The organism is Cronobacter sp. 153480017-3 (genome assembly GCF_053627815.1).
Window position 1 is genome coordinate 1 of the sequence record NZ_JBSEYN010000009.1, and the last position, 25,438, is coordinate 25,438.

At 55.6% G+C, this 25,438-nt stretch carries 21 protein-coding genes, 1 rRNA gene and 1 pseudogene; 3 read left to right on the forward strand and 20 right to left on the reverse strand.

The window, feature by feature from the left end; all coding sequences use genetic code 11:
* Positions 1-97 (forward strand): 5S ribosomal RNA (gene rrf / locus ACUW6V_RS17535); the annotation flags it as partial.
* Between the two features lie 401 nt (positions 98-498).
* On the opposite strand, the gene ACUW6V_RS17540 is transcribed toward rrf, so the two are convergent.
* The 7 genes from ACUW6V_RS17540 to ACUW6V_RS17570 form a co-directional block, all read right to left on the reverse strand.
* The gene (locus tag ACUW6V_RS17540; RefSeq protein WP_014729787.1) at positions 499-1,257 is read right to left on the reverse strand and encodes an amino acid ABC transporter ATP-binding protein; all 759 of its coding nucleotides are present in this window, start codon (positions 1,255-1,257) and stop codon (positions 499-501) included.
* Positions 1,258-1,265: 8 nt separating this feature from the next.
* Complete coding sequence (locus tag ACUW6V_RS17545) at positions 1,266-2,363, reverse strand: amino acid ABC transporter permease (RefSeq protein WP_454038720.1); 1,098 nt, start codon at positions 2,361-2,363, stop codon at positions 1,266-1,268.
* A 2-nt stretch (positions 2,364-2,365) separates the two neighbouring features.
* Complete coding sequence (locus tag ACUW6V_RS17550) at positions 2,366-3,547, reverse strand: amino acid ABC transporter permease (protein ID WP_007780283.1); 1,182 nt, start codon at positions 3,545-3,547, stop codon at positions 2,366-2,368.
* Between the two features lie 69 nt (positions 3,548-3,616).
* Positions 3,617-4,642, reverse strand: a complete 1,026-nt coding sequence (locus ACUW6V_RS17555) for an amino acid ABC transporter substrate-binding protein (RefSeq protein ID WP_004385331.1) — start codon at positions 4,640-4,642, stop codon at positions 3,617-3,619.
* 480 nt (positions 4,643-5,122) lie between these two features.
* A complete protein-coding gene (locus ACUW6V_RS17560) occupies positions 5,123-5,344 on the reverse strand; it encodes a putative periplasmic lipoprotein (protein ID WP_007766599.1) in 222 nt (73 codons plus the stop codon).
* Between the two features lie 348 nt (positions 5,345-5,692).
* Positions 5,693-8,812: an efflux RND transporter permease subunit gene (locus ACUW6V_RS17565; protein ID WP_454038721.1), complete on the reverse strand. Its 3,120-nt coding sequence runs from the start codon at positions 8,810-8,812 to the stop codon at positions 5,693-5,695.
* A gap of 9 nt (positions 8,813-8,821) precedes the next feature.
* Positions 8,822-9,964, reverse strand: coding sequence for an efflux RND transporter periplasmic adaptor subunit (locus ACUW6V_RS17570; protein WP_014729783.1), 1,143 nt, complete (start codon positions 9,962-9,964; stop codon positions 8,822-8,824).
* 381 nt (positions 9,965-10,345) lie between these two features.
* Here ACUW6V_RS17570 and envR point away from each other — a divergent pair.
* A pseudogene (gene envR / locus ACUW6V_RS17575) lies at positions 10,346-10,987 on the forward strand (acrEF/envCD operon transcriptional regulator).
* 51 nt (positions 10,988-11,038) lie between these two features.
* On the opposite strand, the gene ACUW6V_RS17580 reads toward envR, so the two are convergent.
* The 13 genes from ACUW6V_RS17580 to acuI form a co-directional block, all read right to left on the reverse strand.
* On the reverse strand, positions 11,039-13,135 hold the full coding sequence (locus tag ACUW6V_RS17580) for a putative bifunctional diguanylate cyclase/phosphodiesterase (RefSeq protein ID WP_454038722.1): 2,097 nt from the start codon (positions 13,133-13,135) through the stop codon (positions 11,039-11,041).
* A gap of 323 nt (positions 13,136-13,458) precedes the next feature.
* On the reverse strand, positions 13,459-13,755 hold the full coding sequence (gene fis / locus ACUW6V_RS17585) for a DNA-binding transcriptional regulator Fis (protein ID WP_000462905.1): 297 nt from the start codon (positions 13,753-13,755) through the stop codon (positions 13,459-13,461).
* Positions 13,756-13,780: 25 nt separating this feature from the next.
* A complete protein-coding gene (gene dusB / locus ACUW6V_RS17590) occupies positions 13,781-14,746 on the reverse strand; it encodes a tRNA dihydrouridine synthase DusB (RefSeq protein ID WP_004387847.1) in 966 nt (321 codons plus the stop codon).
* 99 nt (positions 14,747-14,845) lie between these two features.
* Positions 14,846-15,109 (reverse strand): hypothetical protein, encoded by a 264-nt coding sequence (locus tag ACUW6V_RS17595; protein WP_014729781.1) that lies wholly within the window; start codon positions 15,107-15,109, stop codon positions 14,846-14,848.
* A 213-nt stretch (positions 15,110-15,322) separates the two neighbouring features.
* A complete protein-coding gene (gene prmA / locus ACUW6V_RS17600) occupies positions 15,323-16,204 on the reverse strand; it encodes a 50S ribosomal protein L11 methyltransferase (protein ID WP_004387845.1) in 882 nt (293 codons plus the stop codon).
* Between the two features lie 8 nt (positions 16,205-16,212).
* Positions 16,213-17,667, reverse strand: a complete 1,455-nt coding sequence (gene panF, locus ACUW6V_RS17605) for a sodium/pantothenate symporter (RefSeq protein ID WP_032989006.1) — start codon at positions 17,665-17,667, stop codon at positions 16,213-16,215.
* On the reverse strand, positions 17,657-17,899 hold the full coding sequence (locus tag ACUW6V_RS17610; RefSeq protein ID WP_454038723.1) for a YhdT family protein: 243 nt from the start codon (positions 17,897-17,899) through the stop codon (positions 17,657-17,659). The genes panF and ACUW6V_RS17610 overlap by 11 nt, the downstream gene beginning before the upstream one ends.
* Before the next feature lie 105 nt (positions 17,900-18,004).
* Positions 18,005-19,354 (reverse strand): acetyl-CoA carboxylase biotin carboxylase subunit, encoded by a 1,350-nt coding sequence (gene accC / locus ACUW6V_RS17615; RefSeq protein ID WP_007704799.1) that lies wholly within the window; start codon positions 19,352-19,354, stop codon positions 18,005-18,007.
* Between the two features lie 10 nt (positions 19,355-19,364).
* The gene (gene accB, locus ACUW6V_RS17620; protein ID WP_004387841.1) at positions 19,365-19,841 is read right to left on the reverse strand and encodes an acetyl-CoA carboxylase biotin carboxyl carrier protein; all 477 of its coding nucleotides are present in this window, start codon (positions 19,839-19,841) and stop codon (positions 19,365-19,367) included.
* 21 nt (positions 19,842-19,862) lie between these two features.
* Positions 19,863-20,315, reverse strand: coding sequence for a type II 3-dehydroquinate dehydratase (gene aroQ, locus ACUW6V_RS17625; protein WP_004387840.1), 453 nt, complete (start codon positions 20,313-20,315; stop codon positions 19,863-19,865).
* A gap of 231 nt (positions 20,316-20,546) precedes the next feature.
* Positions 20,547-21,149, reverse strand: a complete 603-nt coding sequence (gene msrQ, locus ACUW6V_RS17630) for a protein-methionine-sulfoxide reductase heme-binding subunit MsrQ (RefSeq protein ID WP_004387839.1) — start codon at positions 21,147-21,149, stop codon at positions 20,547-20,549.
* Positions 21,150-22,154, reverse strand: a complete 1,005-nt coding sequence (gene msrP, locus ACUW6V_RS17635; RefSeq protein WP_454038724.1) for a protein-methionine-sulfoxide reductase catalytic subunit MsrP — start codon at positions 22,152-22,154, stop codon at positions 21,150-21,152.
* 103 nt (positions 22,155-22,257) lie between these two features.
* Positions 22,258-23,232, reverse strand: coding sequence for an acrylyl-CoA reductase (NADPH) (gene acuI / locus ACUW6V_RS17640; protein ID WP_007872745.1), 975 nt, complete (start codon positions 23,230-23,232; stop codon positions 22,258-22,260).
* A 232-nt stretch (positions 23,233-23,464) separates the two neighbouring features.
* On the opposite strand from acuI, the gene csrD reads away from it, so the two are divergent.
* Positions 23,465-25,405, forward strand: coding sequence for an RNase E specificity factor CsrD (csrD, locus tag ACUW6V_RS17645; protein WP_014729775.1), 1,941 nt, complete (start codon positions 23,465-23,467; stop codon positions 25,403-25,405).
* Positions 25,406-25,438: the final 33 nt, after the last annotated feature.

Here is a 25,438-nt window from a genome sequence, read left to right on the forward strand (position 1 = left end):
TGGTCCCACCTGACCCCATGCCGAACTCAGAAGTGAAACGCCGTAGCGCCGATGGTAGTGTGGGGCCTCCCCATGCGAGAGTAGGGAACTGCCAGACATCAAATAAAGCAAAAGGCCCAGTCGACAGACTGGGCCTTTTGCTTTTGCGTTGCTTGTCGGTGAATCGCCAGCTTAAGAAGAATAAATCCACTACACCTGGATTTTAACGTTTCGAGCAACGCTCCCGAAGATAGCGAACAGAGCACAGGCTCCAGCATCTCGACATTCACAGAAAATCTCTCAGCCCAATTATGCAGGGTTTTACTTTTGAGCGCTTCACTGCTTCATTGTAAAAGCCGATCAACTTCCCGCCTTATCCCTGTTCTTACACCTGAATACCAGGACACGTTCTCCTGGCACTAATGCGAAACGGCAAAAAAACGGCGCGCTCCAGCCACATCGTCACGATAAAAGAAAAAAGAGAGTGCGCCCCACCAGAACGGCAGGGCGAAAGACCGATTAATGAATAACCTGAGAGAGAAAAGCGCGGGTACGTTCTGATTGCGGATTTGAGAAAAATGCCTGTGGCGGTGCCTGTTCGACAATCTCGCCGCGATCCATAAAGATCACCCGGTCTGCCACCGTGCGCGCAAAACCCATTTCATGCGTGACGCATAACATCGTCATACCTGACTCCGCGAGACCAATCATCGTGTCGAGTACCTCTTTGACCATCTCGGGATCGAGCGCTGATGTCGGCTCATCAAACAACATAATTTTCGGCTTCATACACAATGAGCGAGCTATCGCCACGCGTTGCTGCTGTCCACCGGAGATCTGCCCCGGAAATTTATGCGCATGTTCTGCGATGCGTACTCTTTCCAGATAATGCATCGCCAGCGCTTCCGCCTCTTTTTTAGGGAGTTTACGCACCCAAACCGGTGCCAGCGTACAGTTCTGCAATACGGTCAGGTGCGGGAACAGATTAAAATGCTGAAACACCATCCCCACTTCTGTACGAACTTTTTCGATATTGCGCAGATCGTCGTTCAGCTCAATGCCATCGACCACGATGCGCCCTTGCTGATGTTCTTCCAGATGATTGATACAGCGGATCGTGGTCGATTTGCCGGAGCCGGATGGCCCGCAAAGTACAATGCGCTCCCCCTGTTTCACCTTCAGGTTAATATCTTTCAGCACGTGAAACTGACCGTACCATTTATTCACGTTTTCCAGCGTAATCATCGCGTCGGCAGGCTGCAGTGTAATTTGACTCATGGTTATCCTCAGTGCGGCGTACGCCCGGTGTGAAAGCGCTTTTCCAGATGCTGGCTGTAGCGCGACATGCTAAAGCAGAAGATCCAATAGATAAGCGCGGCAAAAACATAGCCCTCCGTCGACATCCCGAGCCAGGCGGGATCGACCGTCGCCTGTTGGACGCTGCTGAACAGATCGAAAAGCCCGATAATAATGACCAGGCTCGTATCTTTAAAAAGGGCGATAATGGTATTGACCAGGCCCGGTATCACAAGCTTCAGAGCCTGGGGCAGGATCACCAGCCCCTGCGTTTTCCAGTAGCCCAGCGCCAGCGATTCCGCGGCCTCGTACTGGCCTTTGGGAAGCGCCTGCAGGCCACCGCGAACCACTTCGGCCACATAAGCAGACTGGAACAGAATCACCCCGACCAGCGCGCGGATAAGCTTATCGATGCTTGTCCCTTCCGCCATAAAGAGCGGCAGCATGACAGATGACATAAACAGCACCGTAATCAGCGGTACGCCACGCCAGAACTCAATAAAAATCACTGAGAGCACTCGCACGACTGGCATTCGGGAGCGACGCCCCAGCGCCAGCAGGATCCCCAGCGGCAGCGCGCCGGCTATCCCCACCGAGGCGATAATCAGCGTCAGCGTAAGCCCGCCCCACTGACGGGTTTCAACCCGCTCAAGGCTAAGAAAACCGCCATACATCAGCCACCACACCACAAGGGGATACGCGATGGCCCAGCACGTGATGTAACGACCACGCTGCGGCAGGCCTTTCCAGAACATCGGCACAATCGACACCAGACCGACAATCAGCGCCAGATTAATGCGCCAGCGTTCGTCATGCGGATAAAGCCCATACATAAACTGGCCGAAGCGAGCGTGAATAAATACCCAGCAGGCACCTTCTTTGGTGCAGTCGGCGCGGGTGCTGCCCACCCAGTTGGCCTGCAAAAACGCCCAGTTCAGCAGCGGCGGGATCAGCTCCCACATCATCCAGAGACAGAACAGGGTCAGCAGGCTATTACTCCAGCTGGAGAACAGATTTTTGCGCATCCAGACCAACGCGCCACGGTTAACCGGACGCGCAGGAGCAGGCGATATCGCATTCGTCGTCATGATTAACGCTCCACCAGGGCTATACGCCGGTTATAAAGGTTCATCAGCAGCGAAATCGACAGGCTGATAATGAGATACACCGACATCGTGATAGCGATCGTTTCAATCGCCTGTCCGGTCTGGTTCAGCACCGTACCGGCAAACAGCGACACCATATCGGGATAACCGATAGCGGCCGCCAGCGACGAGTTTTTCACAATGTTCAGGTACTGGCTGGTTAACGGTGGAATAATGACGCGCATCGCCTGCGGGATAATGACCTGGCGCAGCGTGACCGGGTTTGGGAGACCTAACGAGCGGGCCGCCTCATGCTGGCCGTGCGGTACAGATAAAATCCCGGCGCGGATAATCTCAGCAATAAAGGCAGAGGTATAAACCGAAAGCGCCAGCGTCAGCGCTGCCAGCTCCGGTATAAGCGCCAGCCCGCCGTTGAAGTTAAATCCGCGCAGCACAGGCACATCCCAGTGCAGCGCCGGGCCGAATATCAGATGCGCCAGCAGCGGTAGCACGACAATCAGCAGTAAAAGCGAAGGCCAGGTACGCCGCAACTGGCCGGTTTTCATCTGATGTTTCTTATTGAAGCGATACAGCCCGGCGGACAACGCGACCGCGATGACCAGCGCCGCCACAAAAGCCAGCGCGCCTTCCCCCGCCTCGGGCGAGGGCAGGTAAAGCCCGCGGTTGCTTAAAAACGCCAGATCGAACGCGCTAACTGCCTGCCGTGGGCCTGGCAAGTTGCGCAGCACTGCGAAGTACCAGAAGAAGATCTGTAACAGCGGCGGAATATTGCGGAACGTCTCAATATAAATCGTAGAGAGTTTACGCAGCAGCCAGTTATCAGAAAGCCGCGCAAGGCCGATAAAAAAGCCGAGAAACGAGGCGAAAACGATACAGAGCGCGGAAACCAGCAGCGTATTCATCAGACCGACCAGGAAAACGCGGCCATACGTATCGCCTTCCTGGTAATCAATCAGATGCTGAACAATGCCAAACCCGGCGCTGCGATCGAGAAACGCGAATCCTGAGGTAATGCCCCGATTATTCAGGTTAGTAATGGTGTTATGAATTAAATACGCGGCGATGCCAAGCACGACAGCAATCGCCACAATCTGGTACAGCCATGCGCGAACCGCAGGGCTGGAAAGGGAAAGAGGGCCTTTCACGCCAGGGCGTCGATGGAACATAGGTAAACCTCAGGCAACCATAACTCTGGGCTGGGCGCCGCAACCGCGACGCCCGTAACGGCATACGGCTTAACGTACCGGCGGCGCGTACTGAATCCCGCCTTTATTCCAGAGATTGTTCTGGCCACGTTTGATCTTCAGCGGGCTTTCCTGGCCCACGTTACGCTCGAAGATCTCGCCATAGTTACCGACCTGCTTGATGATGTTATACGCCCATTTATTGTCGAGTTTCAGATCCTTGCCGTAGTCGCCTTCTTTGCCTAACAGGTGCGCCATATCCGGTGTGGAAGGGTTAGCCGCTTTAGCATCGACGTTTTTAGAGTCGATGCCCATCTCTTCGGCGTTCAGCATGGCAAACAGCGTCCAGCGCACAATGGAGAACCACTCGTCATCGCCGCGGCGAACCACCGGGCCCAGCGGCTCTTTGGAGATAACTTCCGGCAGAACAATCCATTCGGCCGGGTTGCTGAGCTTAATGCGCAGCGCGTAAAGCTGAGACTGGTCAGACGCCAGCGTATCGCAGCGCCCGGATTCCAGCGCCTTGGCTGACTCATCGGAGCGATCGAAGGTCACCGGCGTATATTTCATATTGTTGGCTTTGAAATAATCCGCCACGTTCAGCTCGGTGTCGGTACCGGCCTGAATACAGACGGTCGCGCCATCCAGCTCTTTTGCGCTTTTAAGGCCCGCTTTGTTGTGGGTCAGGAAGCCGATGCCGTCGTAATAGGTAACGCCGGTGAACGACATGCCCATGCCTGCATCACGGGATGATGTCCAGGTCGTGTTACGGGACAGCACATCCACTTCACCGGATTGCAGCGCGGTGAAACGCTCTTTCGCGGTCAGCGGGGTATATTTCACTTTTGAGGCGTCGCCAAAGACAGCAGCGGCCACGCCGCGGCAGACGTCAACGTCGATACCGGTAAACTTGCCGCCGGCATCCGCATAGGAAAAGCCCGGCAAACCGTCACTGATGCCGCACTGTACAAAACCTTTCTTTTTCACACTGTCCAGCGTGGCGCCCGCATGGGCCTGGTTAGCAACGGCGAACAGCGCGCCCGCGGCGGCCAGAGTGGCGATCATCATCTTCTTCATAATGCATCCTGTGTGGCGAGAATTATCGTTATAGATATAAGGCGACCGGGAGGCGCCAGTTTGCTGTCTGTGGCATAAGCCGCAGGGGATAAAGCAAAGGGAATGCCAGGTTTACATCAGGCATAAAAAGCCGCGCGCTGATGTAATAAGCGAAGTGTAGACAGAAAAGAAAAAAATAAGCGCACTGAAAAAGTGCAAAAAGACAATGCGCGCCACATTTTGGAGCAAAATAAGCGGCGTTTTATCGGTGCGGGAATAAAGATGATTTCCTGCGTTAATATTGCGGGGTCAATTACAGAAGAAACCTGTGAGATAACTCACGCAGGGAATTAAATTAACAATACATTCAGTCTTAAAAACGCGTCTGATAATGATGGCATTTTTATTATGCGCCAAAGCAATGCCAAAATTTTACTTTATAAAAATCTTCTGCACCGTTTTAAGGCAGAGGGGCGGGCGCTCTGGCCCGCCGATATCCGTTTATTTACTCAGCGCGATGATACCCATCGTCAACCCGGCGAGCGCGGCAGCACCGCCCGCGACGGCACCTGCGGTTTCCCAGTTATCCTGAGTCGTGCCTTTCATACAGGTATTAGTATGCACCAGACGGCCCTGATCGTCATAAACCGGCACGCAAGGGGAATCATGGGCGCAGCCAGCCAGTAACGTACACAGCAATGCGGCGGGAATTACTTTTTTCATCATGCACCTCTACAGAATAAATCGCCGTCCCGAAACGATTCGAATTAATAAATCGTGCATCAGCATCGGCCAATAAAAAAAGGTTATCACGCGTTCTGCTGTGCGTTGAGCAGACAATAATTGCAATTCATGTGAAATGTAAAAATGATGGATGAACAGGGCGTGAAACGGGGTTAATGTGAAGAAAATATGAAGAATAGCGCTTTACGTTATCACGCACCGTTACGATGCCGGGAATAATAAGCTAATGGCAATAAGGAGTTATGGTGTTGGCAATGATAAAACAAAATACAAAATCAGATAAGCGGAATAAAACAAGGCGCCATGCTGGCGCCCTGTAATTCGCATTCAGGCATTGCCGTTCGGTTTTATAAAACGTCGGCGGATCACCACAAAAAAGACCGGCACGAAAAAAATCGCCAGCAGCGTGGCGCTCAGCATGCCGCCCATGACGCCAGTGCCGACCGCGTTTTGCGCGCCGCTGCCCGCGCCGCTATTCAGCACCAGCGGCAGTACGCCGAGAATAAACGCCAGCGATGTCATCAGAATCGGACGCAGACGTAAGCGCACCGCCTCAAGCGTCGCTTCCATCAGGCTGTGGCCCTCTTTTTCCATCAGATCTTTGGCGAACTCCACAATCAGAATGGCGTTTTTCGCGGAGAGCCCAATGGTCGTCAACAGGCCGACCTGGAAATAGACGTCGTTATTAAGACCGCGCAGCGATGCCGCGAGCAGAGCGCCGATAATCCCCAGCGGCACGACCAGCATCACCGAGAACGGAATCGACCAGCTTTCATAAAGCGCCGCCAGACACAGGAACACTACAATCAGTGAAATGGCATACAGCGCCGGCGCCTGATTGCCGGAGAGCCGCTCCTGATAAGAGAGCCCGGTCCAGTCATAGCCGATGCCTGTGGGCAGCTTAGCGGCGAGGCTTTCCATCAACGCCATCGCTTCGCCGGTACTTCTGCCAGGTGCCGCCTCGCCGAGGATTTCCATCGACGGCATCCCGTTATAACGCTCCAGGCGTGGCGAACCGTAGAACCAGTGCGCGGTGGTAAACGCCGAGAGCGGCACCATGTCGCCGTTACTGCCGCGCACGTACAGTGTGTTGATATCTGATGGCAGCATGCGGAACGGCGCATCGGCCTGTATGTAGACTTTTTTCACGCGGCCACGGTCGATAAAGTCGTTCACGTAGGTGCCGCCCAGCGCTGTCGTAATGGTCTGGTTGATGTCCGGAATCGACACGCCCAGCGCCTGCGCTTTCTCCTGATCGACATCCAGTTTGAACTGCGGCGTATCCTCAAGCCCGTTCGGGCGCACGCGCGTCAGCAGATCCGGATGTTCGCGTACCATACCGAGTAGCTGGTTACGCGCCTGAGTGAGCGCGTTATGCCCAAGGTTAGCCTGATCCTTCAGCTCGAAGTCAAAGCCGGTCGCGGTGCCCAGCTCAAGAATAGCCGGAAGGTTAAACGGGAAAACCAGCCCGTCCTGAATCTTGCCGAATGCCCGCCCCGCGCGGGCGACAATGGCTTCGACGCTGTTTTCATGGCCGGGGCGTTCTTCCCACGGTTTCAGGCTGATAAACGCAATCCCGGCGTTCTGGCCCTGGCCGCTGAAGCTAAAGCCGCTGACGGTAAACACCGATTCCACATTCGCTTTCTCATCGTTGAGATAGTAATGGGTTACCTGGTCGAGAACCTGCTGGGTACGCGCCTGCGTCGCGCCTGACGGCAACTGCACCATCGTCATGAAGACGCCCTGATCTTCCTCCGGCAGAAAGGAAGTCGGCAGGCGCACAAACAGCACCGTCATACCGGCGACAATGAGCAGATAAAGCACGAGATAGCGCCCGGTTTTATGCAGGATGCCGCCCACACTCTGCGTGTAGTGATTAACGCTTAAATCAAAACGCGCATTGAACCAGACGAAAAATTTCGCTTTCTTCGCGTGATGATCGTCACTTACCGGTTTGAGCAGCGTGGCGCACAGCGCGGGAGTGAGGATCAGCGCTACCAGCACGGAAAGCGCCATGGATGAGACGATGGTGACAGAAAACTGCCGGTAGATAGCGCCGGTAGAACCGCCAAAGAACGCCATCGGCACGAAAACGGCGGAGAGCACCATCGCGATACCCACCAGCGCGCCCTGAATCTGGGACATCGACAGCTGTGTCGCCTCTTTGGGCGGCAGCTTTTCTTCCACCATCACGCGCTCGACGTTCTCGACCACCACGATGGCGTCATCGACCAGCAGCCCTATCGCCAGCACCATGCCGAACATGGTCAGGGTATTAATGGAATAGCCGAACGCCGACAGCACGGCGAACGTACCGAGCAGTACGACCGGCACGGCAATGGTAGGAATGAGCGTCGCCCGCAGGTTTTGCAGGAACAGATACATCACCAGGAAAACCAGAATGATGGCTTCAAACAGGGTTTTCACCACTTCGTGAATAGAGATTTTCACAAACGGCGTGGTGTCGTAGGGGTAAACCACTTTCATGCCCTGCGGGAAATAGCGCTGCAGGTCGGCAAGCGTGGTTTTAATCGCCTTTGCGGTATCCAGCGCATTGGCACCGGTAGCGAGTTTGATCCCAAGCCCGGTGGCGGGCTGACCATTAATTTTGGTCAGCATATTGTAGTTCTCACCGCCAAGCTCAATGCGCGCCACATCACGCAGACGCACCTGCGAGCCGTCCGGGTTAACCTTCAGCATTACCCGGCCAAACTCCTGCGGATCTTTAAGACGCGTCTGGGCGATGATCGAGGCGTTAAGCTGTTGTCCCGGTACGGCAGGCGTGCCGCCAAGCTGGCCTGCGGCTATCTGATTATTCTGCGCTTTCAGTTGATTGATAACGTCCAGCGGCGTGAGCTGGAAGTTATTCATCGCATGTGTATCGAGCCAGATGCGCATGGCGTACTGCGCGCCGAACAGCTGTACGTCGCCGACGCCGTTGGTGCGGCTGATGGTGTCTTTCACATCGGAAGAGACGTAGTCGGCGATATCTTCCTGCGTCAGCAACGGGTTGTCGCTGATAAAACCGGCGACCAGCAGAAAGCTGCTACTGGATTTCTCGACGCTCACGCCCTGTTGCTGAACCTCCTGCGGCAGCAGCGGCATGGCGAGCTGCAGCTTGTTCTGTACCTGCACCTGGGCGATATCCGGGTCGGTCCCGGAGGTAAAGGTGAGCGTAACCGTCACGCCGCCCGCGGAGTCGCTGGTGGAAGACATATACATCAGGTTATCGATGCCGTTCATATTCTGTTCGATAACCTGCGTCACTGTGTCCTGTACCGTCTGCGCGTCTGCGCCCGGATAGGTGGCTGAGACGGCGATGGCGGGCGGAGCGATGGTCGGGTACTGGGCGATGGGCAGTTGCAGAATCGCCAGCGCGCCCGCCATCATCATGATGATCGCCAGAACCCAGGCGAAAATGGGGCGTTGAATAAAAAAGTTAGCCATGACGTCACCTTACTTCGCAGGCGCAGAAACAGGCGTGACAACAGCGCCTGGATGCGCTTTTTGCAGCCCGCTGACAATCACTTTTTCGCCCGTTTTAAGGCCACTTGTGACAAGCCAGGTATCGTTAATCGCCTGGCTTGTGGTCACGCTGCGGTTTTCCACCTGGTTTTTCTCATTAACCACCATTACCATCGCCTCGCCGCGTGGCGTACGCGTCACGCCCTGCTGCGGTACCAGAATGGCGTCAGGCTGAACGCCTTCGTGAATGCGGGCGCGTACAAACATGCCGGGCAGCAGAAGATGCTGCGGATTCGGGAAAATGGCGCGCAGCGTAATCGAGCCGGTGCTCTCATCCACCGTCACATCAGAGAACTGCAACTGGCCTTTCAGCGGGTAGGTGTCGCCGTTTTCCATCACCAGTTCGACGTTGCCGTCATTGGCTTCTTTTTCAACGTTCCCCTGCGCCATCGCGTTTTTCAGGCGCAGGAAATCGGTGCTGGACTGGGTGACGTCCACATACATCGGATCGAGCTGCTGAACGGTCGCCAGTTCGCTCGCCTGGCTACTGGTGACAAGCGCTCCTTCGGTGACGTTCGATTTGCCGATGCGACCACTGATTGGCGAGGTCACTTTCGTCCAGGCAAGATTGATTCTGGCGCTCTCCAGCGCCGCTTTGGCCGCCGTCACGCTCGCCTCGGCCTGATGCGCGTTCGCCACCGCCTCGTCATATTCCTGTTTGCTGATGTACTGCGTGCCCGTCAGCGCCGCGTAGCGTTTTACGGTCAGACGGGCCATCTCGGCGGCTGCCTGCGCTTTCGCGAGACTGCCTTTGGCGTTTTGCCACGCGGCCTGGTACACCGCTGGATCTATCTGGTACAGCGAGTCACCAGCGTTCACATCCGCGCCTTCAGTAAAGTTACGGCTGAGGATAATGCCGCTCACCTGTGGGCGAACCTGGGCTATGCGAAAAGCGCGGGTGCGTCCCGGCAATTCGGTCACGACCGCGACGGGAGAGGGTTTTACGATATGCACGGTCACTTGCGGTGCAGCAGCGGCAGGTGCTTCATTCGTTTGGTTATCACAACCTGTCATCCCTGACACACAGAGGTACAGGCCAAGGGGCATAAGCAGAAGCCTGGCATAATTGGTCATTGCTGTTCCTTGATTAGCATAAATACAAAATCCACCGTCGGGCCGGTAGCAGGAATACGGGTGAGATAAAATTAACAGGGCGCTATCGTACAAATAATTTTGCGTCTGTGTCAGTATTCCTTATTTATTCGGACCGGGAAAAGCACCAGAAAGCAAAGGAAGCGCTTCATTTATTTTTGTTTTTATGATTTCCGAAAAGCTTTTGTTACCAGCTGCGAATAAGTCTTTCTGGGTTGAAATGTATTTATTGTTTTTATTTTATTATTTCAAATATCATCAAAATCTATATATAAAAATCACACGCTTCAACATTAAAGCTGTGATAAAAAACGACGGCAATTATTTGATTTGTCCCCCCGCCAGGAAAAGGCAAGGTGATTTATGGCCCGGAGAACCAAACAAGAGGCGCTTAAGACGCGTCAGCAGCTCATCGATGCCGCCATCTTTACGTTCGCTGAGCGCGGTGTCGCGCATACCACGCTTACGGACATCGCGTAGGCCGCGCAGGTGACGCGCGGCGCGGTGTACTGGCATTTCGCCAGCAAAGCGGATCTGTTTAATGAAATCTGGCAGCAGCAATTACCCGTCAGGGAGATTATTCGCCCAAACATTCCGGAAGAGGCATGGCGGGATCCATTACGATTATTACGCGAAACGTTTATTGCCGTGCTGCAATATATCGCCAGCAGTCCGCGACAGCGCGCGTTGTTGCAAATTCTTTATCGTAAATGTGAATTTGATGAAGAGATGATGCCGGAGAGTGAAATCCGCGAGCGAATTGGTTTCAGTCGGCATTATATTGGGGAATTATTACGGCGGGGCATTGCGGATAAACAGATAGCCGGTTCTCTGGATGTCGATATTATGTTAACGATTTTACACGGCTGCCTGAGTGGTATTCTTAAAAACTGGTTATTTCAGCCCGACGCGTGCGATCTTTTCAGACAAGCTCCCGCGCTGGTGGACAACATTTTGCGCATGCTGCCGCGACCGGAAAATAACGGCTCTCAATCGGGAAAATGAAAAATAACCGTCACGCCAGCCGTGCCGTCGCCGCTGGCTTGACGGTTAGCGTTATCCGTTTTCTTCGGTGGCCGTGGCTGACTTCGGATGCTCAAGATTGTCGCCTTCCCGGGTGATCACTTCTGGTGCCAGCGGTTTACCGAGCAGATAGCCCTGTAAGGTATTGCAGCCAAGTTCAGTAAGGAACTGCTGCTGCTCAACGGTTTCCACGCCTTCCGCGACCACCCGCAAATTCAGGGTTTTCGCCAGCGCCACGATGGCGGAAACAATAGTCGCGTCTTCGCCCTCGGCACGCAGCTCATTAACAAACGCGCGGTCGATTTTCAGCTCGCTGGCGGGCAGCCGCTTCAGATAGAGCAGGCTCGAATAGCCCGTGCCGAAATCATCAATCGACGCTTTAACGCCAAGCTCGGTAAGCCGGGTCAGCAGGCGCACGCTTTCATCTGGATTGCTCATCGCCGTGGTTTCGGTCACTTCCAGAATCAGTTTCTCCGGCGCTATCTGATGACGCTCAAGACAGCTCATCACCATCTCCACCAGACCGGGCTGTTCAAACTGCATGGTCGAGAGATTAACCGCGACCGACCAGGCGTGGTGGCCCGCCTGATGCCATTCATTCAACTGACGGCAGGCTTCGTCCAGCACCCATTCGCCAATGCTGATAATCATCCCGGTTTTTTCGGCGAGCGGGAGAAATGCGTCAGGTGACAGTAATCCGTATTGCGGATGCTGCCAGCGCAGCAGCGCCTCAAAGCCCACGACCGGTCCGGACGGTGCCTGGAATTTTGGCTGATAAACAAGGCGCAGCTCTTTACGCTCGCGCGCAAGCCAAAGATCGTTCATCAGCTGCAGCTGGGTCTGCGCCTGGGTATTCATCGACGGCTGGAAAAAGCTATAACCGTTACGGCCGGTATGTTTGGTGTGATACATCGCGGCGTCAGCATTAAACAGCAGTTCGCGGCCATTTTTGCCATCGTGCGGGTAGAAGGCGATGCCGATGCTGATAGTTACTACCAGTTCATAGGGCTCAACGGCAAAAGGACCGTCAATCGCGTGCACCAGCGCGTTGGCGAGCGCCGCCGCGTCGTTGGGCTGATCGGTTTCCGCAAGCAGGACAAACTCATCGCCGCCGATGCGCGCAAGCGTAAACTGCCCTTTGAGTTGCTCCTTGAGACGTTCGGTCACGGCAATCAGCAACTGGTCGCCTGTGTTATGGCCGTAGGCGTCATTGACGGCCTTAAAACCGTCGAGATCCATAAACATCAATGCAAAGCGGCTTCCTTCACGATCGGCTTTGCGAATCGCCTGATCGAGACGATCTTCCAGCAGAATACGGTTCGGCAGTCGCGTGAGCGTATCGTGCAGCGCGAGCTGGGCGAGCTCTTTATTGGCTTCTGCAAGTGAAGAAGCGAGCAGCGAGGTGCGCGCTTGTAAACGCGCATCGAACATCGAGACGAGCAGTGAAATCGCGAGGATGGCGAGCGTCACCAGCGTCACGACCAGCGCCAGCCAGCGGGTGTTGACGCCCATATGTGTGGCGTGCGTATGGCCGGGGAAATTGGCCGCCATCATGCCGGTATAGTGCATACCCGCGATGGCAATTCCCATAATAATGGCGGCGCCTGCGCGCATCAGCGCGACGTTGCCGACATCCTGACGCAGCCGAAATGTCAGCCACAGCGCGGCGACGGAGGCGAGCAGAGCAATGACTATCGACAATGCCACCCATCCCCAGGCCCAGACAATGCCAGGCTCCACCAGCAACGCTGCCATACCGGTATAGTGCATCGCCGCAATGCCGCATCCCAGCACCAGCGAGCCCGGGATCAGGCGCGACACTTTCAGTTCAGCACCGCACACGAGCCACAGCGCAAACAGCGCAGAGCCGATGGCGATAAGCAACGATGCCGCGGTAATCAGGGGGTCATAGCTCAGCGTGACGGGCAGGCTCATCGCCAGCATGCCGATAAAATGCATCGCCCAGATGCCGATGCCCATTGCGACGCTGCCGCCGACCAGCCAGATGCGTGCGGCGCTGCCGCTGCTGGTGGTGACGCGACCGGCCATATTCAGCGCGGTGCTTGACGCCAGAATGGCGACAACAAACGAGGTGACAACAAGAATATGGTCGTAATGACTAACCAGCATGGCGTCTCATCCAAAATAGGGTCGTGCATCCTCAGGCCTTGCCTGGCGGGCCTGCGGGGTAGAGAGGAGCGCTGAACATTATCACTGCCGAAAATCCGGCGAAAGCGATTTAAGACCCCTTAATGACAATGGATTTGACAGGTATAACCGTGTTCAGCAATGTCGCTACGGCGCCGATATTTTTGGCACGATACTGTCATTAGTGTAGCGCGGAGCGGGTATTTGTCAGGCCAGGCGGGAGAGCGGCGGCGGGAGAGTGGTAAACAAAAAAGGCGCTTCCCCATGCCGGTTCGCGCCTTTTTAATCAGCTTAACTAAGCGAACTTAGTTCATGCCGTATTTTTTCAGTTTCTTACGCAGCGTACCGCGGTTGATACCCATCATCAGCGCAGCGCGGGTCTGGTTGCCGCGGGTGTATTGCATCACCATGTCCAACAGGGGCTGTTCTACTTCAGCCAGTACCAGCTCATACAGGTCATTCACATCCTGACCATTCAGTTGAGCAAAATAGTTCTTCAGTGCCTGTTTTACCGAGTCACGCAGGGGCTTTTGAGTCACCTGATCCTGAGAGTTAACGGTAGAAACGGTCAGTACGTCAGAATTTACGCGTTGTTCGAACATAGTTCTGTCAGCTCTTTATTTCTGTTTACGCAAAATTTTCGAAGTATGCCTCCAACGCCTCCAGCTGTTCGCTGGCATCCTCTATGGCGTTGAATGTGCGCCGAAACTGGTCATCTGGAGCATGTTCCTGGAGATACCAGGCCACATGTTTACGCGCGATTCGGTACCCCTTTGCCTGGCCGTAAAAGTCATGCAATTCCCGAACGTGCGCGCAAAGCAAACGCTTAACCTCTGCCAGAGGCAGAGGGGGCAGCAACTCCCCAGTGTCCAGATAGTGCTGGATTTCCCGGAAGATCCAGGGTCTTCCCTGAGCCGCACGACCTATCATCAGAGCATCAGCCCCTGTATAGTCGAGCACAGCCCTGGCTTTATGCGGGGAAGTAATGTCGCCATTCGCAATAACCGGAATGGAAACCTTCTGCTTAACTGTCCGAATGCTGTCGTATTCTGCGTTGCCCTGAAACAAGCAGGCGCGCGTGCGGCCATGAATCGTCAGTGCCTGAATACCACATTCTTCAGCCAATTGGGCAATTTCTACACAGTTACGGTTAGCCGGATCCCAGCCGGTGCGAATTTTCAGCGTAACGGGAACGTCCACTGCGTTGACTACCGCGGTCAGGATAGACTTCACCAGATCGGGGTATTGCAGAAGGGCTGAACCAGCCAGCTTGCGATTCACTTTCTTAGCCGGGCAACCCATATTGATATCAATAATCTGGGCGCCGTTATCCACATTAATACGTGCGGCTTCCGCCATCTCTTCGGGTACGCTGCCGGCGATTTGCACGGTGCGAATACCCGGTTCATCCACATGTACCATCCGCAACCGGGATTTATCGCTCGCCCAGACTTCCGGGTTAGAGGACATCATCTCAGAAACGGTTAATCCTGCTCCCATCTCGTAGCACAGCGTCCGAAACGGTCTGTCTGTAATGCCAGCCATCGGGGCTGCGATCAGGCGATTTCTGAGCTGGTAGTGTCCGATACGCATGAGTGAAGAAATGACCATACTGTGCCTGCAAGGCGGCGTATATTACGCATTTTTTGCACGAGATGAAAGGCCAAACTTTGAACAATCCGATGCGACAGATCAATGAATCGGCATCTGTACCGATTCTCCTAATAAATTAAACTTAACAATCATAAAGTTAAGAAGAATCGCCGAAAAAACGTGCGCAAAAAAAATCCCTGAAATCGTGCTTTTTTTAACGAAACGGCAGGCGCGCAAGCGGGATAAACGGCGATAAATTGCGCAAATCAGGCGATAAAATGCGATCCGCGTCTCGTTGTTGGCATGGTGAATCGTTCTGTGAAGGGCATCGGCGCTGGGGAAAAGGGATGTGAAGGTTTTCACCCGTAGTGAATTATTCTGCCTTCTGTGTGGGGTGAAGTAATGCTGTCCATCGCATATTGATGTGGTGAATCATTACCCGTTTGACGGCGCGCGGCTCCTGTGAACAACACTGCGTGCCGATAAACTATCAGCATGTCAGACCGTGAGAGAAATAAAAAAGCGCGGACAGGCCGCGCTTTTCAGCTCATCACGCTTTCAGAAGGCGTGGCAACCTTAGCGCTTCACGCCGGTAATACGGCACCACTCTTCTTTTTCCACGACCGGATCGAGCGTAAACAGCGGCTCATACGCCTCGCATACGCTCTGTGCCTGGCTTGCCAGAATACCGGAAAGCCCGAGTAAGCCGCCCTGTACCGGCAGCACGCTAATCAGCGGTGCCAGTTCGCGCAGCGGGCCTGCGAGAATATTGGCAACCACAACGTCAGCCTGCATATCGGCAGGCTGGTTTTCCGGCAGATACAGTTCCAGACGCTCCGAGACGCCGTTGCGCTCGGCGTTATCGCGGCTCGCCTGAATCGCCTGCGGATCGATATCCACGCCGATCGCTTTCGCCGCGCCAAGCTTCAGCGCGGCGATAGCCAGAATGCCGGAGCCGCAGCCGAAATCAATCACAGTTTTACCGGTGAGATCCAGCCCGTCGAGCCATTGCAGGCAGAGGGAAGTGGTGGGGTGTGTGCCGGTGCCAAACGCCAGGCCCGGATCGAGCATCACATTTACGGCGTTTTCATCCGGTACGTCGCGCCAGCTCGGGCAGATCCACAGACGCTCGCCGAAGCGCATCGGGTGGAAATTGTCCATCCACTCGCGCTCCCAGTCTTTATCTTCCAGCTGCTCGATTTTATGGGCGAAGCCCGCACCGAGAAGCGGGGCGTTTTCCAGCATAGCGACCACGTCCTGCATGTCCGTTTCCGCGTCAAAAAGGCCGATCACGTCCGTATCGCCCCACAGGCGCGTTTCACCCGGCAGCGGCTCGAACACCGGCGTGTCGTGGGTGTCCTGGAAGGTCACGGAGACCGCGCCGCTTTCCATCAGCGCATCGCTAATCTCTTCGGCATTAGCGCCAGTGGTGTTTATTTTCAGTTGGATCCAGGGCATGGCATTACTCATTCATTAACAGAGGAAACAGGCGCGGCCTGCGGAACCGGGCGACCAAAAAGGTTGCCCACCACAAAAGCCAGCAGACTTAGCAGCAGGGACGGCACAATCGGATGAAAGCCGAACAGCTGTATTTTAAACGTGGCGAGCAGTGCGTAAAGCACGCCGCCAACAATCATGGCCGAAAGCGCGCCTGCCGCATTGGCACGCTCCCAGTAGAGGCCCAGCACCAGCGGCCAGAGAAACACGGCTTCCAGGCCGCCAAAGGCCAGCAGATTGAGCCAGATAATCATTTCAGGCGGACGCCATGCGGCCAGCAACAGCAGGACGCTCAGGATTATCGTAATCAGCGACGACATCCGCTTGAGGCGTTTCTCGTTGTGGATCTCCGCCGGACGCAGGTTCAGCCACAGATCTTTGACGATCGTCGCGGAGGACTGCAACAGCTGCGCGTTGATCGTCGACATGATCGCGGCCATCGGCGCGGCGAGGAAGATCCCGGCGGCGAAGGGCGGCAGCACGGTCACCATGAGTGTTGGGATAACCAGATCCGGAACGTGCAGGTCAGGCAGCACCGCGCGGCCCAGCGCGCCGGCGAGATGCATCCCCAGCATCAGTATCGCCACGACAATCGTGCCGAGAATAATGCCGCGATGCACTGCTTTGCTGTCTTTATACGAGATACAGCGCACCGCCGTGTGCGGCAGGCCAATCACCCCAAAGCAGACCAGCACCCAGAATGAAGTCATAAACGTTGGCGACAGAATATCGTCCGCGCCCTGCGGCGATACCAGCTTCGGATCGATATGCTGAAGTTTATCGACCGCGTCGTGCAGGCCGCCCGCCGCATGGACTACGCCCACCAGCAGGACGATAGTGCCGATAAGCATCACCAGCCCCTGAAGCGTGTCATTGAGGACACTGGCGCGAAAGCCGCCGAACGCGGTGTAGAGCGCAATACTAATGCCGAAAATCAGCAGGCCGGTTTCGTAAGGGATCCCCGCCGCCGTCTCCAGCAGGCGTGCGCCGCCGATGAACTGCACCGTCATAGCACCAATGAAAGCGACCAGCAGACTCAGGCTCGCCAGCCACACCAGCAGGCGGCTCTGAAACCGCGCGTAGAGCATATCGTTGAGCGTCACGGCGTTATAGCGCCGCGCGAGGATAGCGAATTTTTTACCGAGAATGCCGAGCGACAGCCAGACGGCGGGCAACTGGATCATGGCCAGCAGCACCCAGCCGAGCCCATATTTATAAGCCGCACCCGGCCCGCCGATAAACGAGCTGGCGCTGATATAGGTCGCGGTCAGCGTCATCGCCAGCACCACACCGCCCATCGAACGGCTACCGAGGAAATATTCGTTCAGGAAATTGCCGCTGCTGCGGCGCTTCATCGCATACAGCGACAGGCCAAATACCACCAGCAAATAGGCGACAAGCGGCACTATGACGTCATGCTGCATCGTTATCCTCCAGAGGAATATCGCAGAAAATCACGCGCACCATGAGCCAGCAAAGCAGAATAAACAGCAGCGGCACCAGCAGGCAGGCCATCTCAAACCAGTGCGGCAGGCCGGTGAAGCCCTGTTGCGAATCAGGTAAGTAAGCGGCCACTAACCAGGCGGCGAGATAGAGGAGGGTCAGCCACAGCGCCCAGCGCGCTTCTTTGTGGGCCTGAACAAAGCGTTTGTCCATTGTCATACCCTGTCAGTGAAGAAAGCGGCGATTGTACCCTGGCACTTTCGGGGAGGCACAAAAAATAAAGGCCAGCAGAGCTGGCCTTGTGCAGGGAAACGGGGCTTATTTCTCTTGCAGGCCCAGTTTCTTCTCCAGATAGTGGATGTTTGTGCCACCGTGCTGGAAGTTTTCATCGTTCATGATGCGGGTCTGCAGATCAACGTTGGTTTTGATGCCGTCGATGATCAGCTCCTGCAGGGCGTTACGCATACGGGCCAGCGCCACGTCGCGGTTTTCGCCATAGCAGATGAGCTTGCCGATCATGGAATCGTAATACGGCGGTACGGTATAACCGGCGTAGATATGCGATTCCCAACGAACGCCAAAGCCGCCCGGCGCATGGAAGCGCGTGATTTTACCCGGGCTTGGCAGGAACGTGTTCGGGTCTTCGGCGTTGATACGGCACTCGACCGCATGGCCTTTGACCACCACTTCTTCCTGTTTGATAGAGAGCGGCTGACCGGCAGCGATACGCAGCTGCTCTTTGATCAGGTCAACGCCTGTGATCATCTCGGTCACCGGATGCTCTACCTGAATACGGGTGTTCATCTCAATGAAGTAGAACTCGCCGTTTTCAAACAGGAACTCGAACGTACCCGCGCCGCGGTAGCCGATATCGACACACGCTTTCGCGCAGCGCTCGCCGATGTAGCGGCGCAGTTCCGGGGTAATGCCCGGTGCCGGCGCTTCTTCGACGACTTTCTGGTGACGACGCTGCATGGAGCAGTCGCGTTCCGCCAGATAGATAGCGTTGCCCTGACCATCCGCCAGCACCTGAATTTCGATGTGACGTGGGTTTTCCAGGTACTTCTCCATGTAGACCATATCGTTGTTGAAAGCGGCTTTCGCTTCCGCTTTGGTCATGGAGATGGACTGCGCCAGTTCAGCGTCGCTGCGCACAACGCGCATACCGCGACCACCGCCGCCGCCAGACGCTTTGATAATGACCGGGTAGCCGATGCGTTTCGCATGGGCGCGGTTCTTATCCATATCATCGCCCAGCGGGCCGTCGGAGCCCGGTACGGTCGGTACGCCCGCTTTCTTCATGGCAGTAATCGCAGACACTTTGTCGCCCATCAGGCGAATCGTGTCGGCTTTCGGGCCAATGAAGATAAAGCCGGACTGCTCAACCTGCTCGGCAAAGTTGGCGTTCTCAGAGAGGAAGCCATAGCCCGGGTGAATCGCCACGGCGCCGGTAATTTCAGCGGCAGCGATGATGGCCGGGATGTTCAGGTAACTTTTGACTGACGGCGCCGGACCGATACACACGGTCTCGTCTGCCAGCAGTACGTGTTTCAGGTCGCGATCCGCGGTGGAATGCACAGCGACAGTCTTGATGCCCAGTTCTTTACAGGCACGAAGAATACGCAGTGCGATTTCGCCGCGGTTAGCGATGACAATTTTATCCAGCATGTTCGCCTCGTTATTCGATGACAACCAGCGGCTCGTCAAATTCTACTGGCTGACCGCTTTCCACCAGGATCGCTTTCACGACGCCTGCTTTGTCGGATTCGATCTGGTTCATCATTTTCATCGCTTCAACGATGCACAGGGTGTCGCCTACGTTGACTTTCTGGCCTACTTCCACAAACGCTTTCGCATCCGGGCTCGGGGTACGATAGAAGGTACCAACCATCGGGGAACGTACGATGTGACCACTGACTTCTGCGGCAGCCGGCGCTTCTGCTGCCGGAGCGGCGGCAGGAGCAACAGCGTTGGACAGGGCTTGCGGCTGCTGCTGCATCATCGGCGCGGCATACGCCTGCTGCATCACCGGGAAGCCTGTATTGGCCGGGGAGCGGCTGATACGTACAGACTCTTCGCCTTCAGAAATTTCCAGTTCAGCGATGCCTGATTCTTCAACCAGCTCGATCAGTTTTTTAATCTTACGAATATCCATGAGTGGGTTCCGTACTCTTGTTTAGTGTGATTGTGACAGGCGTTTGACCGCCGTCTGTAACGCATAGGTATAGCCATCGGCACCTAATCCGCAGATGACGCCGGCGGCAATATCCGAAAGGTATGAATGATGCCGGAAAGGCTCTCGGGCGTGCACATTGCTCAGGTGGATCTCGATAAACGGGATATTCACCGACAGCAGCGCGTCGCGCAGCGCCACGCTGGTATGCGTAAACGCGGCCGGATTGATCAGGATATAGTCAATCTTGTCTTTAGCCTGATGAATTCGGTCGATAAGCGCATATTCAGCGTTGGATTGCAGGTGATCGAACGAGACATTCAACTGCTTTGCAACAGCGGCGAGCTCGTTAACAATTTGTTCAAGCGTCTGTGTACCGTACTTCTCCGGCTCACGCGTGCCCAGCATGTTAAGGTTCGGGCCGTTTAAAAGCAAAATGTGAAATTTCTCGGTCATCCTGGCGCTATCTCCTGCCATCTTCCGGTAAATGTCAAAATATACCTTCATCGTCTGGTTGTCACCCGTCGGTGTGTAAAAAGCCGTGGGTGAAAAACCAAAGTCGCACATTATAACGATTTCGTAGCATTTGGCAGCTAAATACTGGTCTTATCAGGGAAGATTATCAACCACCCTCAGGAAAACGTTATCGGGTAATAACAGAAGTGCGGGAAAACGCACATAAACGCGTCACGTTCGCCACCATTGGCGCAGCTTTTTATAGCGCCATGCCAGCAGAACGATCGCACCCAGTGCGTAAAGGACAGGTTGCGGCGACAGAATCTTCACCGACCACAGGTAGTGAATCGGGGCGAGGATCGCAACCAGATAGATGAAGTTATGCAATGTTTGCCACCGGCGACCCAGTTTTCGCTGCGCCGCCTGGAAAGAAGTGAGCGCCAGCGCCAGCAGAATAAGCCAGCTGACAACACCGAGCGTCAGGTAAGGGCGCGAAACCAGTTCGCTGCCAAGCAGCGACAGATTGCTAAGCCCCAGCTCCAGCAGCGAATAGCTCACCAGGTGCAGCGTCGCCCACGCAAAACACCATAAGCCCAGCAGACGCCGGGTGCGGATAAGCAGCGGCTGCTTAAGAAGGCGCGTAAGCGGCGTCACCAGAAGCGTGGCGAGCAACAGTTTTAGCGCCATTCTGCCGGTAAAATGCTGAATATCTTTCGCCGGATCGGCGCTGAACAAGCCCTGGCTTGCGGCATAAAAAAGCCACACTAGCGGTAAAAATGCGGCGAGATGCAGCGCCACTTTCAGCCAGGTAATCTGTTTTGCCGTTAAACGCACTCAGAAGTTCTCCCGCAGATCGAGGCCTTTATAGAGCGACGCCACCTCATCGGCGTAGCCGTTAAAAAGTAGCGTCGGCTGGCGCTTCACATCCAGCACGCCGCCTGAGCCTATCACGCGCTCGCTGGCTTGCGACCAGCGCGGATGATCGACATGCGGATTCACGTTGGCGTAAAAACCATATTCATCCGGCGCGGCCATATTCCACGTCGTTGGCGGACGCTCGCGGGTCAACGTAATGCTGACGATCGATTTAATGCCTTTAAAGCCATATTTCCACGGCACGGTGAGACGTACCGGCGCGCCGTTTTGCGGCGGCAGGGCTTTACCGTAGACGCCGGTCGTCAGCATCGTGAGCGGGTGCATCGCCTCATCAAGGCGCAGCGCCTCGACGTACGGATACTCCAGCCCGCCGCCGATGAAGCGGTCTTTCTGGCCCGGCATAATGTCGGGCGCGTAGAGCGTTTTAAACGCGACATATTTCGCATTGCTGGTGGGCTCCACCAGCGCGAGCAGTTTATGCAGCGGGAAACCTATCCACGGCACCACCATCGACCAGGCTTCGACGCAGCGCATCCGGTAGATGCGCTCTTCCAGCGGAAACTTTTTAGTGAGATCGTCGTGATCCAGCGTCAGCGGTTTCGCCACTTCTCCGCCGATTTGCAGCTTCCACGGGTTGGTTTTCAGACTGCCGGCGTTCGCGGCCGGGTCGGCTTTATCCAGCCCAAATTCGTAGAAGTTGTTATAGCCGGTGACTTTATCTTCCGGTGTCAGGTCAAGCTTCGCCTGGTATTGCGCAGGGCGCGTGAAATCAAGCGGTGCACCGGCGGGCGCTTTAGGCCGGTCGTTTCCTTTAAACCAGGAGAGCACATCCGCGTGTGCGGCGGTGGGCAGCGAGAGCGCTGCGGTAGTGATACCCAGGGCTTTCAGCACCTGACGGCGCTGCATAAAGAAAGCCGACTCGGCGGTGACATCGGCTTCGGTTAAACGGCTGACTTTTTTCATGACCGGCTCCGCAAAAACGATACGTAACGCTACCGCTTAATCATGACAGGGCTCAAGTCAGCCTGCGAGTGAAGAGGTTAATTATCTGTAAATAAATTTTAGCTTAGCGAATTTTTACCAGCGTCCGGCCCTGCGCGCGGTTGCTGATAATGGCTTCAGCGAATTCAGCCGCCTGATCGAGCGTGATTTCGGTCGCGCTCTGCTGATAAAACGAGGCCGGTAGATCGCGCACCAGGCGCTGCCATGCTTCAAGGCGGCGCGGCGCAGGCGTCATCACGGAATCCACGCCCTGGAGGCGCACGTTGCGCAGGATAAAAGGCATCACCGTGGTGGGCAGCGCAAAACCGCCCGCCAGACCACAGGCTGCCACACAGCCGCCGTAATTCGTCTGCGCCAGCACTTTCGCCAGAACTTTATCGCCGACGGTGTCTACCGCGCCTGCCCACAGCTGTTTCTCCAGCGGGCGGCTTTCTGTGAATTCGTCACGGCCCACAATTCGGCTGGCGCCGAGGCTTTTCAGGTAATCATGTGTGCTTTCACGCCCGGAAACCGCCACAACCTGATACCCGAGGTTATGCAACAGCGCCACCGCCGTACTGCCTACGCCGCCGCTTGCGCCGGTGACAAGCACCTCGCCGCTTTCCGGTCGCACACCCGCGTCTTCCAGCGCCATCACGCACAGCATCGCGGTAAAGCCCGCCGTGCCGATAATCATAGCCTGACGGCCATCCAGCCCCTGCGGCAGCGGCACCAGCCAGTCGGCTTTTACTCGCGCCGTTTCGGCAAGGCCGCCCCAGTGGTTTTCGCCCACGCCCCAGCCAGTCAGCAGCACCTGCTGTCCGGGCGTAAAGCGCGCGTCCGCGCTGTCGCGCACGACGCCTGCGAAATCGATACCCGGCACCATCGGAAATTCACGAATGATTTTGCCTTTGCCGGTAATCGCCAGGGCGTCTTTATAGTTAAGGCTTGACCAGTCGATATCGACCGTCACTTCTGCCTGCGGCAGCATCGCTTCTTCTACTGGTTTCACGCAGGCCAGCGTTTTGCCATCCTGCTGTTCGAGAAGTAACGCCTTCATGTTAACGCTCCTTAAAAACGACTTAAGTGGGAAAATCATTCCTGAGGACTATACTCGCATATTGAAACGTTATGCCGATTTGCCGCAAGAAAACTGCATAGCCGCGCCACCATTTCTGGTAGTATGCGCGGTTCGATATTCAAAGTTAGCACTCACTTTCAACCTGTCCATTAGCGTGAAGAACCGAAAGGCGGTTCCCCGCGTGACACCCAACCACGGAGTTAACACAAGGATGCGCTTAACGACGAAATTCTCCGCCTTTGTCACGCTGCTGGTCGGTATGGCGATGTTGGTGACGCTGCTTGGCTGCTCACTCAGCTTTTTTAACGCCATTCAGCATAAAGTGACGCAGCGCGTCGCGTCGGTGGCTTCCATTGTGGATAACGAACTGGTTTCCCAGTCTCCGCAGATGATGCAGTCCCGGCTTGATGAAATTATGGTGCCGCTGGATATCGTGCGAATCGAGTTCGCGCTGGGCGATAAAATTGTGTTCAGCCATACGAGACCCGAAAGCTATCGGGAATCGCCCTTTCAGACCCGTGCCCGCCAGCTTTCTGTTCCTTTGATTAAACACCCCGGCATGACGCTGCGTTTAACCTGGCAGGATCCGCTGGCTAACTATTATCGCTCCCTGCTGACCACCGCGCCGCTGACGCTGGCTTTTGCCCTGATGGTCATCATCATTTATATCTCCGTACGCTGGATCAAACGCCAGCTTGCAGGCCAGGAACTGCTGGAAGGCCGCGCGGTGCGTATCCTCAATGGCGAACGTGGCGCGAATGCGCGCGGCAATATTCATGAATGGCCCACCCACGCCAGCAGCGCGCTGGATGTCTTGCTGACCGAATTACAGCGTGCCGGAGAACAGCGTAGCCGCATGGATACGCTGATCCGTGCCTTCGCAGCCCAGGATGCCAAAACCGGGCTGAGCAACCGCATCTTCTTTGATAATCAACTGGCGACCCTGCTGGAAGAGCAGGATAACGCCGTGACGCACGGCGTGGTGATGATGATCCGCCTGCCAGATTTCGACATGCTGCGTGATAGCTGGGGAAAAACCGCCGTTGAAGAGTATCTCTTCACGCTTATCAACATGCTTTCTACTTTTATTATGCGCTACCCCGGCGCGCTGCTGGCGCGGTATTTCCGCAGCGATTTTGCCGTATTGTTGCCGCACCGCACGCTCAAAGAAGCCGACAGCATCGCCAGTCAGTTACTGAAAGCGGTGGGGGCGCTGCCGCCGACCCGGATGCTGGACAGCAGCGATATGCTGCATATCGGCATCTGCGCCTGGCGCAGCGGACAGACGACCGAACAGGTGATGGAACACGCCGAAGTGGCGGCCCGCAACGCGGTATTGCAGGGCGGCAACGGCTGGGCGGTCTATGACAGTACGCTGCCGGAAAAAGGGCGCGGCAACGTGCGCTGGCGCACTTTAATTGAAAACGCACTGCAGCGCGGCGGCCCGCGTTTTTATCAAAAGCCTGCGGTGCTGCGCGATGGCTATGTGCATCATCGCGAATTAATGTGCCGTATTTTTGACGGCGAAGAAGAAGTGCTGGCGGCAGAGTATATGCCGATGGTGCAGCAGTTTGGTCTGGCAGAACAGTATGATCGCCAGCTGATTACCCGCGTTCTGCCTTTCCTGCGCTTCTGGCCGGACGAAACGCTGGCGCTGCCGGTCACGGTCGAGTCGCTGATCCGTCCGCCGTTCCAGCGCTGGCTGCGCGACACATTGATGCAGTGCGAAAAATCGCATCGAAAACGCATTCTTTTTGAACTTGCCGAGGCAGATGTTTGTCAACATCTCAGCCGTTTACAACCGGTTGTGCGTTTAATCAGGGCGCTTGGGCTTCGCATCGCGGTGGTCCAGGCGGGATTAACGGTGGTCGGCACGGCCTGGATAAAAGCGCTGGATGTGGAAATCATCAAGCTGCATCCGGGGCTGGTGCGGGATATCAACAAGCGCACCGAAAACCAGCTTTTTGTACAGAGTCTGGTGGAGGCGTGCAACGGAACGCAGACGCGGGTTTTTGCCGCCGGCGTCAGAACCAAAAGTGAATGGCAGACGCTGGTCGAGCGTGGCGTGACGGGAGGTCAGGGCGATTTTTTTGCCGCCTCGCAACCTCTCGATACTAATGTGAAAAAATATTCGCAAAGATACTCGGTTTGACCTGCCGTTTAACTTGTTTTCACGTAGAATAAC